General features: G+C 64.0%; 10 protein-coding genes, 1 pseudogene and 1 riboswitch. Of the genes and pseudogenes, 6 read left to right on the top strand and 5 right to left on the bottom strand.

The window, feature by feature from the left end:
* The first annotated feature begins 11 nt into the window (after nt 1-11).
* The gene (locus AC1ECK_RS01030) at nt 12-1,157 is read left to right on the top strand and encodes an aminotransferase class V-fold PLP-dependent enzyme (RefSeq protein ID WP_480315013.1); all 1,146 of its coding nucleotides are present in this window, start codon (nt 12-14) and stop codon (nt 1,155-1,157) included.
* A 141-nt stretch (nt 1,158-1,298) separates the two neighbouring features.
* Nucleotides 1,299-2,417 carry a cupin gene (locus AC1ECK_RS01025; protein ID WP_480315012.1) on the top strand — a complete coding sequence of 373 codons (1,119 nt, stop codon included), beginning with the start codon at nt 1,299-1,301 and terminating at the stop codon, nt 2,415-2,417.
* 55 nt (nt 2,418-2,472) lie between these two features.
* Here AC1ECK_RS01025 and AC1ECK_RS01020 read toward each other — a convergent pair whose 3' ends face one another.
* From AC1ECK_RS01020 to AC1ECK_RS01010, 3 genes and pseudogenes are all read right to left on the bottom strand, one after another.
* Nucleotides 2,473-4,401 (bottom strand): TonB-dependent receptor domain-containing protein, encoded by a 1,929-nt coding sequence (locus tag AC1ECK_RS01020; protein WP_480315010.1) that lies wholly within the window; start codon nt 4,399-4,401, stop codon nt 2,473-2,475.
* Nucleotides 4,402-4,452: 51 nt separating this feature from the next.
* Nucleotides 4,453-4,542: riboswitch (adenosylcobalamin (AdoCbl) riboswitch) on the bottom strand.
* Nucleotides 4,543-4,630: 88 nt separating this feature from the next.
* Nucleotides 4,631-4,774: pseudogene (locus AC1ECK_RS01015) on the bottom strand (hypothetical protein); the annotation flags it as partial.
* 33 nt (nt 4,775-4,807) lie between these two features.
* On the bottom strand, nt 4,808-6,634 hold the full coding sequence (locus tag AC1ECK_RS01010; protein WP_480315008.1) for a putative bifunctional diguanylate cyclase/phosphodiesterase: 1,827 nt from the start codon (nt 6,632-6,634) through the stop codon (nt 4,808-4,810).
* Between the two features lie 572 nt (nt 6,635-7,206).
* Between AC1ECK_RS01010 and AC1ECK_RS01005 the strand changes: the two genes are divergently transcribed.
* The 4 genes from AC1ECK_RS01005 (at nt 7,207) to AC1ECK_RS00990 (ending at nt 13,898) form a co-directional block, all read left to right on the top strand.
* On the top strand, nt 7,207-8,709 hold the full coding sequence (locus AC1ECK_RS01005) for an efflux transporter outer membrane subunit (protein WP_480315006.1): 1,503 nt from the start codon (nt 7,207-7,209) through the stop codon (nt 8,707-8,709).
* A gap of 107 nt (nt 8,710-8,816) precedes the next feature.
* Nucleotides 8,817-9,968, top strand: a complete 1,152-nt coding sequence (locus tag AC1ECK_RS01000) for an efflux RND transporter periplasmic adaptor subunit (protein WP_480315004.1) — start codon at nt 8,817-8,819, stop codon at nt 9,966-9,968.
* A 12-nt stretch (nt 9,969-9,980) separates the two neighbouring features.
* Entirely contained in the window at nt 9,981-13,034 is a 3,054-nt protein-coding gene (locus AC1ECK_RS00995) for an efflux RND transporter permease subunit (RefSeq protein ID WP_480315002.1), read from the top strand.
* A 228-nt stretch (nt 13,035-13,262) separates the two neighbouring features.
* A complete protein-coding gene (locus AC1ECK_RS00990) occupies nt 13,263-13,898 on the top strand; it encodes a cytochrome b (protein ID WP_480315000.1) in 636 nt (211 codons plus the stop codon).
* Here the strand turns inward: AC1ECK_RS00990 and AC1ECK_RS00985 are convergent.
* Both AC1ECK_RS00985 and AC1ECK_RS00980 read right to left on the bottom strand, forming a co-directional pair.
* A complete protein-coding gene (locus AC1ECK_RS00985; RefSeq protein WP_480314998.1) occupies nt 13,873-15,252 on the bottom strand; it encodes a sensor histidine kinase in 1,380 nt (459 codons plus the stop codon). The two genes, AC1ECK_RS00990 and AC1ECK_RS00985, sit on opposite strands and share 26 nt — an antisense overlap.
* Complete coding sequence (locus AC1ECK_RS00980; RefSeq protein ID WP_480314996.1) at nt 15,242-15,919, bottom strand: response regulator; 678 nt, start codon at nt 15,917-15,919, stop codon at nt 15,242-15,244. Before AC1ECK_RS00980 ends, AC1ECK_RS00985 begins: the two co-directional genes overlap by 11 nt.
* Nucleotides 15,920-15,925 lie beyond the last annotated feature (6 nt).

Below are 15,925 nucleotides of genomic sequence, written 5' to 3'. Positions count from 1 at the left end.
AGACCGCAACCATGACTTCCTCTTCTCTCGCCGCCGGCGACGACTTCAGCGGCTGGCTGATGTATCACTCTGTCGGCGTGTTTCCGGGCCAGCAGGCAGCGGTGACGGAGGCGCTCGCGCGCTTCACGGCCGACTGGTATGCGCCCGACGAGCGCCGCTGGGGCGTCGGGCTCGCCGCGCGCGACGCGCTGCTGGCGAACTGGGCGACGCTGATCGGCGCCGACGCCGCGCACGTGTTCGGCGCACAGAACGTGACCGACGTGTTCGCGCGCTTTCTCGACGGCCTCGACGACGCCGCGCTGGCTGGGCGCACCGTGCTGGTCGCCGCGGACTGCTTTCCGAGCCTGCATTTCCTGCTCAACGGCGTGGCCGCGCGGCGCGGCTTCACGCTGAAGACGGTGCCCGTGCGCGAAGGCGAAGCGTATGTGCGCGACGAAGACTTCATCGGCGCCTGGAGCGCGGATGTCGGGCTCGCGCTGGTTACGTGGGTCTCGTCGCTGACCTCGAAGCGGGTCGACCTCGCCGCGCTCGCCGCCCACGCGCGCAGCGCCGGCAGCCTCGTTGCGGTCGACATCACGCAGGGCGCCGGCATCCTGCCGTTCGATCTGCGCGAGACGCCATTCGATTGCGTCTGCGGCTCCACGCTCAAGTGGCTGTGCGGCGCGCCCGGCACGGGCCTCGGCTATATCGCGCCGCATCTGCTGGCCACCGGCATGCAGCCTGGCGTGCGCGGCTGGTTCAGCCAGGCGGATCCGTTCAACTGGAACCTCGACACTTTCGCGTACGCACCGGACGCGCGCCGCTTCGACACGGGTACGCCGTCGCTGCTGCCGTTCGTCGCGTCGAAACCCGGCTTCGACTGGCTGCTCGCGCAGCCGCCGGGCAAGCTGCGCGCGCACAACCTCGCGCTGTGCCATCATCTGATCGAAATCGCCGACGGTCTCGGCTACACGCTGCTGTCGCCACGCGACGACGCGGCGCGCGGCGGCAGCGTCATGGTGCAGACGCCCGCGCATCTCGATCCGCAACAGGTAGTCGCCGCGCTGGCCGCGCAGCGTATCCTGATCGATGCGCGCGGCCGCACGTTGCGGCTGTCGCCTGGCGCCGGCACCACCGTGGCCGGTATCGAGCGCGTCGCCGCGCATCTGCCGCGATGACGACGCCGCGCGACGTGCGTTCGAAGGCGCCACGCCGCGAAGGCGTGTCGTGCGTGCTGACCGGGCCGCCGTGGCAGGCATGGTGAAACGCAATTGCACCCTTCCTGTTCCACAGCGACAGCAACCCACGGATACCTTTTCATGACCACCCCGCTTCCGTTCCAGCCGCTCACCGGCGTTCGCGGCTTCCTCGTGCCGATGTCATGCACCGATCTCGCCGCGACGACGCAGTTCTTTATCGAGCGGCTGGGTTTTCGCATCGACGCGATCTTCCCCGCCGACAGTCCCCGCACGGCGATCCTGTCGGGCCTCAACCTGACGCTGCGGCTGGGCGTCGGCCTGCCCGACGGCGTGACGAAACTCGACGTGCTGTGCGACGACGAACTGCAACTCGGCGAAGCGCAGCGCACGCTGATCGCCCCGAATGGCGTCGAAATTCGCCTGATCGCGGCCGAACCGCGCATGCAAGAGCCCGTCAACCGGCAGGAACTGGTGCTGTCCCGAGCGCAGGACGGCGCCACGTGGAGCGTCGGCCGGGCGGGGCTGCGTTATCGCGACCTGCTGCCGAACCGCCACGGCGGTGCCTTCATCGCGTCGCACATCCGCATTCTCGAAGGCGGCCCGGTGCCCGACTACGTGCACTTCCACAAGATCCGCTTCCAGATGATCTTCTGCCGCAAAGGCTGGGTGCGCGTCGTCTACGAAGGCCAGGGCGAGCCGTTCGTACTGAACGCCGGCGACTGCGTGCTGCAGCCGCCGTGCATCCGGCACCGCGTGCTGGAGAGTTCGGCAGGCGCGGAGGTGGTCGAGATCGGTAGTCCGGCCGAGCACATCACCATGGCCGATCACAGCACGACGCTGCCGACTCCGACGCTCGAACCAGAGCGCGATTTCGACGGACAGCGGTTCTTGCGCTACGAAAGGCGGCACGCGAGCTGGACGCCGTGGCGGATCAACGGCTTCGTCGCGTCCGATACGGGGATCGGCGGCGCGACCGCCGGTCTGGCCGGCGTGCGCGTGGTGCGGCCGGAACGGGCGGCGGCGCTCGAGCAGCAGAAGCACGTGTCGGAGTTCTGCTTCTTCTTCGTGCTGTCCGGACAACTGACGGTGATGCAAGGCGAGAACGCGTACCCGCTCACGACGGACGACAGCATCACGATTCCGGGAGAGATGTCGTACGGCTTTGCCGAATGCAGCCCCGACCTCGAACTGCTTGAAGTCACGCTCCCCGCCGAGCTTGCCGTCCTCTCGCAGTCGTAAGCGTCGCACTACTCACATTCGAACAAAACTTCTCAACCTCGCCTGAGGCCTGCTCCTAGAACGTATAAGCCAGCTTGCCGAATGCCGTGCGGCCCAACGTGTTGTACCCGTATGCCGTCACGTACTGACGGTCGAACAGGTTCGACAGATTCGCCGACAAGGTGAGATGCGCATTGACCTTGTACGCGGCACGCAGGCCGAGCGTCGTGTACGACGGCAGATAGATTGCATTGGCCTGGTCGTCGTAGGTCGATCCGCCGTAAAGCAGCGAGACGCCCGTGCTCAGCGCATGCAGATGAAACTCGTCCCACGTGTGGTCGACGCTGAGGCTGACAGTCTGACGCGGGCGGCGATTGAGCCAGCTCTGGTCGGTGACGTCCTGTGGATTGAGAATGCCGAGCGCCGCGCTGACAGCCGTGGATTGGCCGAGGGTGCCCTTGTACGAGAGATCGAGACCCTGGATGTGCGCCCGGCCGATGTTCACGGGCAGGAAAGTGACCGAGTTGTAGTTGATGAGGTCGTGCACGCGCGTGTCATACAAAGCAGCCGTGAAGGTGCCGAACGACGTAGCGGCATCCAGTGCGGCTTCGACCGTATCGCTGCGCTCGGGCAGCAGGTTCGGGTTCGCATACCCCGGGTAATACAGGTCGTCGAACGTCGGCAGACGGAATGCATTGCCGTACGAGAGGCGTGCCGTATAGACCGGGGTAATCGCATAAGCGAGCGCGAGATTGCCGGTATTGACCGACTGGCCCTGGACAATCTCGTGGCGGCCGGCCAGGAACACCGTCAAATCACCGAGCGTAGCCGATTGATGCAGCGAAACGGCCGAATCGTTGCGTGTCGGCACACCGGTGGGGATATCGAACGGCAGGAAGGCTTGCTCGCGGGAGAAATCGTAGGCGAGCTTGGTCTCGCCGGACAGCGGCAGACCGAAGAGCGTCAGGCCTTTTTCCTGATGAGTCAGCGAGGTCGATGTGCTGAAGCGCGTCGAGTCGATCTCATCGCTCGGGATAGCGGGGTTGTTCGCGTAGACGAACTGACGATCCGTCGCGTAGCCGACCGACTGGTCGAACTGGGTAAACGGCGTGATATCCAGATGGAACGCCAGACCCGTCGTCAACTGATGATCGAGCTGCCGGTCGTTGCCGCCTGCGTTGTCGTAAGAGAGATCGGACCGGTGATACAGCATGAAGGTGGAGATCGACCAGTTGTCGTGCGCATAACCGAGCCGCGCATCCACGTCCTGCGCATGATAAGGATTCCGACCGTCTTCGTGCCCGTAGGCATTCGGCCGGGTCGCATCGATCCCCGCCGTGTTGTAGTCATGCAGGCCTACTGAGTAAGTAAGGCCGGACAATGCAGAAAGCGGACCGGTGGCAGGAATACTGCCGGAGGTGCGCACTTGCGTATCGAAGGTCTTGTTCGAGCCGCCGCCCACGGAGACCGTAGTCTGGTTCGGCTGATTCGAGGCATGGTTCGTGAAGAGCTGCACGACGCCGCCCACCGCATCGGCGCCGAACGACGCGGCCGCAGGGCCTGAAATCACTTCGACGCGATCGAACGCGGAGGTCGGAAGATCAGCCCATTCGGCTACGCCCGTGGTTGCGGAACCAACCCGGATGCCGTCGATAAAGACCGCGACCTGATTTGCCGACGAACCACGGATGCTGACGGAGGCGGAAGAACCGGGGCCGCCGTTTTGCGAAATCGTGACCCCGGGCAGCGTCGCGAGGGCCTGCGTGATGCTCGGGTCGGCCGGCGACAGACGGTCCAGATCCGCACGGGTCAGAACCTGGGTCGAGGCATAACGCTGGTCGAACGACTGCGGCAAGTGCTGCGTGTCGCCGGTGACGAGGATATTCGGCAAAGTGGTGACAGCCGATGCCTGGTCCGGTTGTTGTAAGGACGAATCGTCCGCATGCGCCATCTGCCAGCCCGACACGGTCAGGGCAGATGTCATGATCAAGTGACGCAACTTCATACTGGGGAATATCTCCTGGGGATTACGCGCCCCAAAGTCGGAAAGGAGGGATACGACGCCGAGGTCTGACTTCCGGTCCGTGCTGAAACCGGTCACAGTGGCGCGACCGCGCTGGATTTACACCAGCTTCCACGAGTCGTACGCGCGCATTTTACTTCTGAATCCACGCACGCCCAAAACCCCGTCTGGAATAACTCACGGACGGGGTATCAAGCGCTACGCGAAACGTTCAGGCGGCGGCTGTGTGGTTGCGCTCCACCTCAAGCCTCTGCCGCAAGGTACGCGCCGCCGCGATCATGTTGCTCAAGGCGGCTTCCACCTCCGCGCTGGGCACGCGCGGCGAATGGGCGTCGTAGACGCCCGGGCCGATTCCGTTCGGATGTTGGAAGAGTCCGGCGTCGACTGATCAGGCTCCCGCGCGTGGCGCGATATTGCCCTGGCGCAGCAGCTCGCCGGCACGAGCGGCCCCCACCGCTTCGCTGAAACGGAAACCTTGCGCACTCGTCGCCCGGTTCGTTGCAGCCAGTAGCGCCCGCTGTTGCTCGGTCTCCACGCCTTGGGCAATGACCCCGATCCCGATACTGTGCGCAAAGCTGACGATGGCGCGGATCGTCGCTGCACTCGCGGGGTCGCTGGTAGAGCGGTGGATGAGGGATTGCGCGATCTTCAGATGGTTCACGCGATAAGCCTTGACGTACTCGAACGAGGCGAACTCGCTACCGAAATCGTCAATGGCGATCTTCGCGCCGAGCGCGTGTAGCTGCGGGAGTATGTCGCTGCGTGCCCACGACAACCTGGCCAGCGTCGCCTCAGTCACGTCGAATTCCAGAGCGGAGGGGGCGAGATGCCACTTCGCGGCGGTTTCGGCGACATCGCGCACAAACGCTTGAGCGCTCCTGAGTTCGAACAGAGACAGATTGATCGCGATCATCAGCGGGGCCACCCCCTCGTCGCGCCAGGCTCTCATTTGCCGGCACGCCTCGTCCAGCACCCAGTGCCCAAGCGCCGCCATGGTGCCGTCCCTCTCGGCGATCGGGATAAACACACCGGGAGCAATGAGACCTCGCGCCGGATGATGCCAGCGAACCAGGCCTTCCATCCCGAGAATGTTTCCCGAAGATAACTCGACCTCGGGCTGGTACTGGAGCTCCACCTCGCCGCGCTCAAGCGCGCCGCTCAGATCGTCTGCGAGTGCGACACGTTCGAGCACCTGCTGGTCGAGTTCGTCAGAATGAAAGCGATAGCGGTTGCCGCCCTCACGCTTCGCACGGTAGAGCGCCAACTCGGCCTGCGTCAGCATGTCGTCCGCGCCACTGTCGCTCTCTACGTACGCGCGGATGCCAAGGCTCACGGAGATACGCACATCGTGGCCATTGAGCAGATAGGGAGCCGCCAGCGCCGTTTGGAGCTGCGCAGCCAGTGCCCCGGCGTCCGCCGGCTCGGCCAGCTCGCCCTGCAGCACGGCAAACGTGTTACCGCCTAACCTGGCAACCGAGCGGGCACCCGGCCCGCATTCGTGAATGCAGTTCCTGAGACGCGCCGACACTTCCCGAAGCAACAGGTCGCCGATCGGGTCACCCAGTCTCTCGTTGATCAGCTTGAAGCGGTCGAGATCGACGAGGAGAATCGCAAACGGCATGGCGCCATGTCGGGCCGCGGCGAACGCCTGGCGCACCTGCGCGAGGAAGCCGGCGCGAGTCGCCAAACCCGTAAGCGCATCGACGTCGGCGAGCTGCGCGATCTTTTCCTCCGCTGCCTTGCGCTCGGTAATGTCGACGATGATTCCTTCAACTTCGATTAGCCGTCCATCCTTGTCGCGGACCGGGATGTAGCGATTCTCGACGCAACGGCAAGCGCCGTCGGCAGTGCGCAAGCGGAACTCGATTGAGACGCCTCCGGCATCCTTTTCCAGCACTCGCGCGAGTGCCGCATCGACCTTGGCCTGGTCCTCCGGGTCGACAAGCTCGTTGGCCCAGGCTGGCGAGGCGAGCAAGGCTGCGCGGTCGTGGCCGAACCGGGTGATGTCATGCGATATGTAGATGAGCGGAAACGAAGGCTCGCCACGCAGACGGTACGGGATGACCGGACTGTTCCGGACGATGAGGTTGGCTTCGGCAAGCGCCTTGATTCTTTCCTCCGCGGCCTCTTCCAGGCCGCTCGTCCTGAGGGCCGCCGCGTTCAGCGTCTGCGACTTCGTGGCCGGCACGCCGGCGCTCTGGCGGTTCCACAGCAACGATCCCGCCCTGGCAGGCGTGGTCGCAGTGTGTCTGTGAGGTCTCACACCCTTGGGGAGCCAGTGCGGTTCCATGTGAGGCCCGGCGTGTGGCCAGGACCGCGACCAGGCTTGTCCGTGGTGAAGTTTTGATTGAAAACGCATGCCAGGTTCTCCCCGCAACGAGCCCAATCTCGTCAGACGATTGAAGTATAGTCACACGCGTCCATCTGACAAACTTCAGTAACCGGGAACCTGATGCGCGCCCGGCGGCGAACCAGCGCTCCTTTGCCGGCGCGTCTCGAGCCGATTTGAGCGAGCGATCGACCTCGGTTGCCTTTGCGGTATCGCCGATTCGCATACCTTAGGGAAATCCCTGATGACGTAGGCGCCCGCCTGAACGCTCGTCGAGCGCACTGGCTACGTGATCGCGCGCACCACCGCAGCAATCGACCATGCGAGGCTATCCGTAGATAGCGTTGCGCATGGTAAATTCCAACGTCAGGAACAGAAACATCGAAAGTTCGGGTGACCTGAATACGCCCGTCCGTTCCCCTCGCTCAGGCTAAACGCAGGAGACATAAGGTGGATCGATGCTCGACTTGAACCAGCCTATTGCCCGGCGGCGGCTGTGCGTCGCGCTTTGTAGCTGCGTCGCTGTCGCCGGCTGCATGGTCGGTCCCGACTACCGCACTCCCCCTGCGCCAGCCGCCGATACCTACACTCCCTCGCCGCTGCCCGAGCAGACCGCCTCGTCTCCGGGAAGCGCCGGCGTACCGCAGCGCTTTGTACCGGGACAGGATATTCCCGCTGCATGGTGGGCGCTCTTTCATTGCGAGCCGCTCGATACGCTGATCCGCGAGGCGCTTGCCGGCAGTCCGAACATCACCGCGGCGCAAGCCGCGTTGCGGCAGGCGCGCGAAAACTTCTCGGCACAAGCCGGCGGCACCCTTCTGCCCAGCGTCGATGCGCAACTTGGCGCCACGCGCGAAAAACTGAACGGCATCGCGTTCGGCCAGCCCGGCGTCGTCGATGAGTTCAATCTCTACAACGCATCGGTGAACGTGTCGTACAAACTCGACGTGTTCGGCGGCACGCGGCGCGAACTCGAAGCATTGCACGCGCAAGTCGATTATCAGCGCTTCCAGTTGCAGGCCGCCTATCTCGCGATGTCGGCCAACATTGTGACCGCGGCCGTCAAGGAAGCCTCGCTGCGCGCACAGATCGAGGCAACCGAACGGATCGCCGCAGAAGAAGACGAGCAACTGGGCCTGCTCGCCAAACAGTTCGATCTGGGAGGCGTGGGCCGGACCGCGGTGCTCGCGCAACAGACCCTGTTGGCGCAGACCCGTGCAACGTTGCCGCCACTGCAACAACAGCTCGACCAGGTGCGTCACCAGCTCGCCGTGCTGGCCGGCAAACTGCCCAGCGACTCCGCGTTGCCCGAATTCAGGCTCGAGATGTTTTCGTTGCCCGAGGCGCTGCCCGTGAGTCTCCCGTCGGCACTGGTGCGGCAGCGGCCCGACATCCTCGCCGCCGACGCGGTGCTGCATCAGGCCAGCGCGCAAATCGGCGTGGCGACCGCAGCCCTGTATCCGCAGATCACGCTGTCCGCCAGCTACGGCGCCGAGGCGCTGACGCCGGCACAGGTCTTCAAGGCCGGCAGCACGATATGGAGCCTCGGCGCCGGCCTGCTGCAGCCGGTCTTCCACGGCGGACAACTCACTGCGCAGAAGCGCGCCGCCGAGGCGGCGTACGAACAGGCCGGCGCGCAATATCGTGAAACGGTGCTGCTGGCGTTCCAGAACGTCGCGGACTCGCTGCGCGCGCTCGATCACGACGCGACCGGCCTCAAAGCGCAGACGGATGCCTGGCGCGCCGCAAGCGACTCGCTGGAGCTGACGCGCGGGCAATATCGCGTCGGCGGAGTGAGCTACCTGTCGCTTCTCGATGCCCAACGCCAGTACCAGCAAACGGTGGTAAGCCTCGCACAGGCACAGGCATCGCGCTACGCCGACACCGCGGCCCTGTTCCAGTCGCTCGGCGGCGGCTGGTGGAACGCCGCTGTGCCGGACGCCGCCGCAACGGCACATTGACCTGGCCCAGCAGGACACTCGCTGCACCGCTCTTTGCAACACGCGCAGTCAGAAACGAAGCAATGCAACGTCCGGCGCTTCACCCAATGCCGTGCAAGGACATCACGATGAGCGAAAGAAAACCAATGACAAAGCGGATGGTGATCATGCTGATCTGTGTCGGCCTGCTGCTGGCCGCACTTGTCGGCTTCAACCTGTTCCGCGCGCATATGTTCGCCAAGTTCATGGCGGGCAACTCGGAGCCACCTGCCACCGTCTCGGCGGCAGTCGCCAACTATCAATCGTGGCAACCGCAGCTTGCGGCAGTCGGCAGCCTGCGCGCCGTGCGCGGCGTCGATGTCACCACGGAAGTCGCGGGTCTCGTGCGCGAGGTGGCGTTCAGCTCCGGACAGGAAGCGAAAGCCGGGCAGGTTCTTGTCAGGCTCAATGCCGACAGCGACGTGGCACTGCTCCAGTCGCTACAGGCGGCAGCAGAACTCGCGCAAACCGTCTATCAGCGCGACAAGGCGCAGTACGACATCAAGGCGATCGCCAAGGCGCAACTCGACGCGGACGCCGCAGACCTGAAGGGCAAGAAGGCGCAAGTCGCGCAACAGGCCGCGCTCGTCGAAAAGAAAACCATCCGCGCGCCGTTTACGGGACGGCTCGGCATCACCACGGTCAATCCGGGACAGTACATCAATCCGGGCGATGCGATCGTCACGCTGCAAGCGATCGATCCGATCTACGCCGATTTCTCCCTGCCGCAGCAGCAGCTCGGCCAGCTCGCGATCGGCCAGAGCATCGTGGTGGACACCAATGCGTACAGCGGGCAAACGTTCGTGGGCAAGGTCCAGTCGATCAGCCCAAGAGTCGACAGCGCCACGCGCAACGTGCAGATCGAAGCCACCGTGGACAATCGCGAGCGCAAGCTGCTGCCGGGCATGTACGCGAACGTGAAGGTCGACGCCGGCACCGAACAGCGTTACCTGACGCTGCCGCAAACGGCCATCACCTACAACCCCTACGGCGCGACCGTGTTCGTCGTCAAGCCAGGCAAACAACCCAACGCGCAGGGCAAGACGCTGCCGGTCGCGCAGCAGGTGTTCGTCACGCCGGGCCCGACCCGCGGCGATCAGGTTGCGATCCTCAAAGGTGTCGACGCCGGCACGCAGGTCGTGACAAGCGGGCAGCTCAAGCTCAAGAACGGCACGCCGCTCGTCATCGACAACAGCGTGCAGCCGGCGGACAACCCCAACCCGGCGCCTCAGGAACAATAGAGAGACCTCGCGATGACCTTCACCGATCTCTTTATCCGGCGGCCCGTCCTTGCATCGGTCGTCAGCCTGCTGATCTTCGTGCTCGGACTGCGCGCGCTGGCCACCCTGAAAGTCAGCCAGTATCCGCAGACCGAAAACGCCGTCGTGACCATCAGCACGGCTTACTATGGTGCGAACGCCGACACCATCGCCGGCTTCATCACGCAGCCGCTCGAAGCGGCGATCGCCCAGGCGCAAGGCATCGACTACCTGTCCTCGACGAGCAGCACCGGCGTGTCGACCATTACCGCGACGCTGCGCCTGAACTATGACGCGAACCGCGCGCTGACCGAGATCAACACGCAGATCGGCTCGGTGCGCAACCAGTTGCCGCCGCAGGCGCAGCAGCCGGTGCTGACGGTCGAGACCGGGCAGACCACCGATGCGATGTATATGGGTTTTTACAGCGATGTGCTGCCGAGCAACAACGTCACGGACTACCTGCTGCGCGTCATCAAGCCCAAGCTCGATTCGATCGAAGGTGTGCAGACGGCCGAAATCCTAGGCGGCCGGCAGTTCGCGTTGCGCGCTTGGCTCGATGCGGCGCGGCTCGCCGCGCACGGCGTGACGGCGACCGACGTGTTCACGGCGCTCGGCAACAACAACTACCTTGCGACGCTCGGCACGACCAAGGGGCAGATGGTCAGCGTCGACCTGAACGCGGGCACGGACCTGCATACGGTAGACGACTTCAAGCAACTCGTCATCAAACAGAAGGACGGCGCGATCGTGCGGCTCGAAGATGTCGCGAACGTCGTACTCGGCGCCGACAGCTACGACTTCAACGTGGCGTTCAGCGGCAAGCGGTCGGTGTTCATCGGCATCAAGGTCGCGCCGGACGCCAATATCCTCGACGTGGCCAAGCGCGTGAGGGCCGTTTTTCCGGGGTTGCAGGCGCAGTTCCCGATCGGCATGACGGGAGAGATCGTTTATGACGCGACCGACTTCGTCAACACGGCAATCACCGAAGTCATCAAGACGCTGGTCGAGGCGCTGCTGATCGTCACCGCGGTGATTTTCCTGTTCCTCGGCAGCTTTCGCGCGGTCATCGTGCCGCTGATCGCGATGCCGTTGTCGCTCATCGGCACGTTCTTCGTGATGCAGGTGCTCGGCTATTCGATCAATCTGCTGACACTGCTCGCACTCGTGCTCGCGATCGGGCTCGTGGTGGACGATGCGATCATCGTCGTCGAAAACGTCGATCGCCATATGAAGGAAGAAGGCAAGGCGCCATTCGATGCCGCGCTGATCGCCGCGCGCGAGCTCGGCGGGCCGATCCTCGCCATGACCGTCGTGCTGATTGCCGTGTATGCGCCGATCGGCTTTCAGGGCGGCCTGACCGGCGCCCTCTTCACCGAGTTCGCCTTCTCGCTGGCCGGCGCGGTGACGGTGTCCGGTGTGATCGCGCTGACGTTGTCGCCGATGATGTGCTCGCGCTTCTTTCGCGCGGAGCAGGAGTCCGGGCGCTTCGCACGCTTCGTCGACCGCCAGTTCGAACGCGTCCATCGTGGCTACGGCCGCCTGTTGCACGCGACGCTCGACACCTGGCCCGTGTTTACCGTGATGGGCGCGTTGCTGCTCGGCGGCACGGTTTACCTGTTCATGACGTCGAAATCGGAGCTCGCGCCGCAGGAGGATCAGGGCATCGTCCTGTCGCAGATCCAGGGGCCGCCGAACGCGACCATCCAGCAGATGCAGATGTATGCGGACCAGGTATTCGATATCTCCAAAGCGCTTCCTGAATACGCGCAGATGTTCCAGCTCACCGGCGCGCCGACCCTGAACCAGGGGATCGGCGGCGTGCTGTTCAAGACATGGGATCAGCGCAGCAAGGGCGCGACCGCTTTGCAGCAGGAATTGCAGCAGAAGTGGAATCAGATTGCCGGTGCACGCGTCGCGGCGTTTCAGTTTCCACCGCTGCCGGGCTCGCAGGGTTTGCCTGTGCAGTTCGTCATCAGCACGACCGAACCGTTCGAAAATCTCAACGAAATATCGCAGGCAGTCCTGCAAAAAGCCCGCGAGAGCGGCATGTTTTTCTTCGTCGACAGCGACCTCAAGCTCGACAAGCCGGAAGCCACGCTCGTCGTCGACCGCGACAAGGTCGCCTCGCTCGGGCTTTCGCAGAGCGACGTCGGGCAAGCGCTCGGTTCGGCGCTCGGCGGAGGCTATGTCAACTACTTCTCGATCGCCGGGCGCTCGTACAAGGTGATTCCGCAGGTATTGCAGACCGACCGCCTGAATCCTTCGCAGGTGCTCGATTACTACCTGCGCACGCCGGACGGCAGTGTGATTCCGGCTTCGACGATTGCGCATCTCGAACAACACGTCGTGCCGGAATCGATCAACCACTTCCAGCAGCTCAACTCGGCGACGATCTCCGGCGTGATCGTACCTGGCGTATCGCAAGGCGAGGTGCTCGACTTTCTGCGCAAGGCGACCGCACAGGTCGCGCCGGCGGGGTATTCGGCGGACTACTCGGGGCAATCGCGACAGTTCGTTCAGGAGTCCGGTGGGTTCGTCATCACGCTGCTGCTCGCCACGATCATTGTGTTCCTCGCACTCGCGGCCCAATTCGAAAGTTTCCGTGACCCGATCGTGATCCTGATTTCGGTGCCGATGGCGCTCTTCGGTGCGCTCATCTTCATCAACATCGGCCTGACGACGCTGAACATCTACACGCAAGTCGGGCTCGTCACGCTGATGGGTCTCGTCAGCAAGCACGGCATCCTGATCGTCCAGTTCGCCAACGAACTGCAACACGCCGGCCGATCGAAGCGCGAAGCGCTGGAAGAAGCGGCGGGTGTGCGGCTGCGCCCGATCCTGATGACGACGGCGGCGATGGTGCTCGGCGTCGTGCCGCTCGTGATCGCCACGGGCGCGGGCGCGGCGGGCCGCAATGCGATGGGGCTCGTGATCTTCACGGGGCTGTCGATCGGCACCCTCTTTACGTTGTTCGTCGTGCCTGCGATGTATATGTTTCTCGCCGCCGACCATCATCGGGAAGCTGGAGCGCCGGAGGCGGGTTAGCGTATTCCTGGGTAATCCCCACCCCTTCCACGAAAGCAGATTGAAAGCATATTAAGACTTCACGCAAATGCACATGATTGTCATTTGCATTTTTATTGACGAAGCTATGCACGATAGGTACGATGCCGTGCTTCGTGGAGAGTCGTGAGCCTGCGCCGGGCACACCGAGTACTCGCCGAGCAAAGCGCATTGCCGTTTCGAAACGGCTTAACGACTTTGGACCCGAGGATGTCTGTGAACCCGATGCCGCAAGCGGCAACTCATAGCCGCAACCATTCAGGCCACCCCCGCTCCACCGTTGAACAACACGATCGCCTTGGCGAGCGCGGCGCATCCAGGTCGAACGGCACGCGCATAACGGATCGCTACGACGGCCTCACGCGCTTTTTACACTGGGTGTTCGCAACCGTCATCATCTACGCGAGCGTCGTGGGTTATGCACTTGCGCACACCGCCGGCGGAGTCGTACACGACTTCCTGTCGCGACTGAATATGTCGCTCTCCACCGTGCTGATCCTGCTCTTTCCGCTGCGGCTAGGCTGGAAGTTCGCCCGCGCCGAACCACGCGCACTGCCGGTTGCCTCCGGCTGGCAACGTTCGCTCGCCTCCGGCGTCCACAACCTGATTTACCTCACGATCTTTACCGTGCTGGCGAGCGGCTTTCTGATGGTCCCGAACGGCTATTCGTTCTTCGGCCTGATCGAGATTCACACGCCGTTTGCCAAAGGCGCGCTCACCGACCACATGTTCGCCGTGCACCGCGCCAGTTGCGCGCTGCTGGCGGGGTTGATCGTGCTGCACGTTCTTGCCGTCGTCAAACACCAGTTGATCGCGCGTATCAACGTGCTCGGGAGAATGCTTTAACGCCCGGAAACACCACCGAAGCGCTCAACCCCACGCCGCGAGGCCCATCGTCCAACGCCACTTCCGCCAGATGCGCCCGTGCGATTTCACGGACGATGGATAACCCGAGCCCGCTGCCCTCCTCGCCGGAGACGCGAAAGAAAGGCTCAAACACACGGTCGCGAAGCTCGGGAGCAATACCCGGCCCCTCGTCGGTAATGCTCAGGGCCACGCGTTCTTCAGTCGAACGAATCTCGAGCGCGACATGCCCGCCGGCCGGGGTATAGCGAATCGCGTTATCGAGCAGGTTGAACAGCAGCACTGACAGCAGCGGCTCATTGCCCATCACCTGCGCAGGCTCATCGAGTCGGACCGACAGTTCGACACCGCGACGCTGCGCGAGCAACGCAAGCTGTTCGATGGTCCCGGTGGCAACCGCACGCAGATCGACGGGCGCACCTTCAAAGTCGGCATAATCCGCCGCTTCCGCTTGAGCGAGCAGCAACAACTGGTTGGTCAGCGCCACCAGCGAAAGATTGCTGCGGTGCATGGCCAGCAACGTCTCTTTCAGTTGAGCGAGGTCGTCCTGGCGCCGCGCATATTGCAGTTGCGTGCCGAGCAAGGTGAGCGGCGTGCGCAGTTGATGTGCGGCATCCGCAATGAAGCGCCGCTGCATGGCGGTCTTGCGCTCGATGATGTCGAGGCACTGGTTGAACGCGCTGACGATCGGCCGCAATTCGTTGCGCAACGGATCGGCCCGTACCCGCAGCGAGACATCCGGCACGCGCACCAGCATGTCTTTCGCAAGCCGCATCAGGGGGCGCAGCTCGAACGTCAGTCCGACACAGACCAGCACCACGGCAATCGCCACGATGCCCGCAAAATGCAGCATCTGCGGCCGCCATAGGGCGGTGGCCGCCGCATCGCGCTGCATCAGCGTCCGTCCCACCGACACCACGATGCGCCGCGTCACGCCCGAGTCGTACATGGGCCGGATCAGCGACACCGCGCGAATCGGATGTCCACTCACGGTTGCGTCATACCAGAGCGGCGCCTCGCCGGGCACGCGCAGCGGGAAATCCGAGGTGCCCGCGATCGTCGCACCGCCCACTTCGCGAATGCTGAAAAAGACCTCGTCGCCGGCCGGCGTACTCAGAATTTCGATCGCGCTAGGCGAGATCTCCGCGTGCAGGTAGCCGTTCTCCCATTGGATATCGCCCGCCATCACGCGCGCCGAGGACAGCAATGCTTCGTCCTGCAGCAGGCTCGCCGTACGCTGCGCGTTATCGCGGGCGATCAGTCCCGCCGCGATGACATACACCGTCATCGGCAGCAGCATCCACAGCAGCAGCCTCAGCCGCAGGCTATTCGTCATCGGCGCCGTCTTCCAGCAGATAGCCGAGGCCACGCAGCGTGATGATGGTCGCGGTGCTCTTTTCCAGCTTCTTGCGCAGCCGCGACACGTAAATCTCGATGGCGTCTTCGCTGGTCAGCGTGTCCGCGTTGCTGAGCGAATCCGCCAGCATGGTCTTGGCCACGGTCTTCTTGGCGCGCAGGATCAGCGCCTCGAGCACGGCGTGCTCGCGCGGCGTCAAGGTCAGCGGCTCGCCTTCGACCGCGAACTGGCAGCGGTCCATGTCGTAGGTGAGATTGCCGCATTTGAGCCGGTTCGAGCGCGACGACGACTGCCGCCGCGCCAGCACCTTCACACGCGCAACCAGTTCGCGCGCATCGAAGGGCTTGACGATGTAGTCGTCGGCGCCGGCGCCGAGACACACCACCTTTTCGTCGACCGCGCCGGTCGCCGTCAGGATCAGCACCGGTGTCGCGTCGCCGCGCTCGCGCATGCGCCGCAAGACGCTTTTGCCGGATAGATGCGGCAGATTCAGATCGAGCAGCACGACGTCGTACGGCACGACGCGCAACGCGGTTTCGGCAGCCTCGCCGTCGCTCACGCGATCGAGCGTGAAGCCGTCGTCCTGCAGAATTCGCGCAAGCCAGTGCGCCAGTTGATCGTTATCCTCGACGAGCAGTAGCCTCATCGCATC

It is taken from the genome of Paraburkholderia sp. SSBN10T, from assembly GCF_056619545.1.
This window is presented reverse-complemented; position numbering and strand designations above follow the sequence as displayed.

Excerpts from the sequence above, each read along its gene's own strand:
- AC1ECK_RS01020 (WP_480315010.1), bottom strand. The coding sequence starts at position 4,401 with ATGAAGTTGCGTCACTTGATCATGACATCTGCCCTGACCGTGTCGGGC.
- AC1ECK_RS00995 (WP_480315002.1), top strand. The coding sequence starts at position 9,981 with ATGACCTTCACCGATCTCTTTATCCGGCGGCCCGTCCTTGCATCGGTC.
- AC1ECK_RS01000 (WP_480315004.1), top strand. The coding sequence starts at position 8,817 with ATGAGCGAAAGAAAACCAATGACAAAGCGGATGGTGATCATGCTGATC.
- AC1ECK_RS00990 (WP_480315000.1), top strand. The coding sequence starts at position 13,263 with ATGTCTGTGAACCCGATGCCGCAAGCGGCAACTCATAGCCGCAACCAT.
- AC1ECK_RS01030 (WP_480315013.1), top strand. The coding sequence starts at position 12 with ATGACTTCCTCTTCTCTCGCCGCCGGCGACGACTTCAGCGGCTGGCTG.
- AC1ECK_RS00985 (WP_480314998.1), bottom strand. The coding sequence starts at position 15,252 with ATGACGAATAGCCTGCGGCTGAGGCTGCTGCTGTGGATGCTGCTGCCG.
- AC1ECK_RS01005 (WP_480315006.1), top strand. The coding sequence starts at position 7,207 with ATGCTCGACTTGAACCAGCCTATTGCCCGGCGGCGGCTGTGCGTCGCG.
- AC1ECK_RS00980 (WP_480314996.1), bottom strand. The coding sequence starts at position 15,919 with ATGAGGCTACTGCTCGTCGAGGATAACGATCAACTGGCGCACTGGCTT.
- AC1ECK_RS01025 (WP_480315012.1), top strand. The coding sequence starts at position 1,299 with ATGACCACCCCGCTTCCGTTCCAGCCGCTCACCGGCGTTCGCGGCTTC.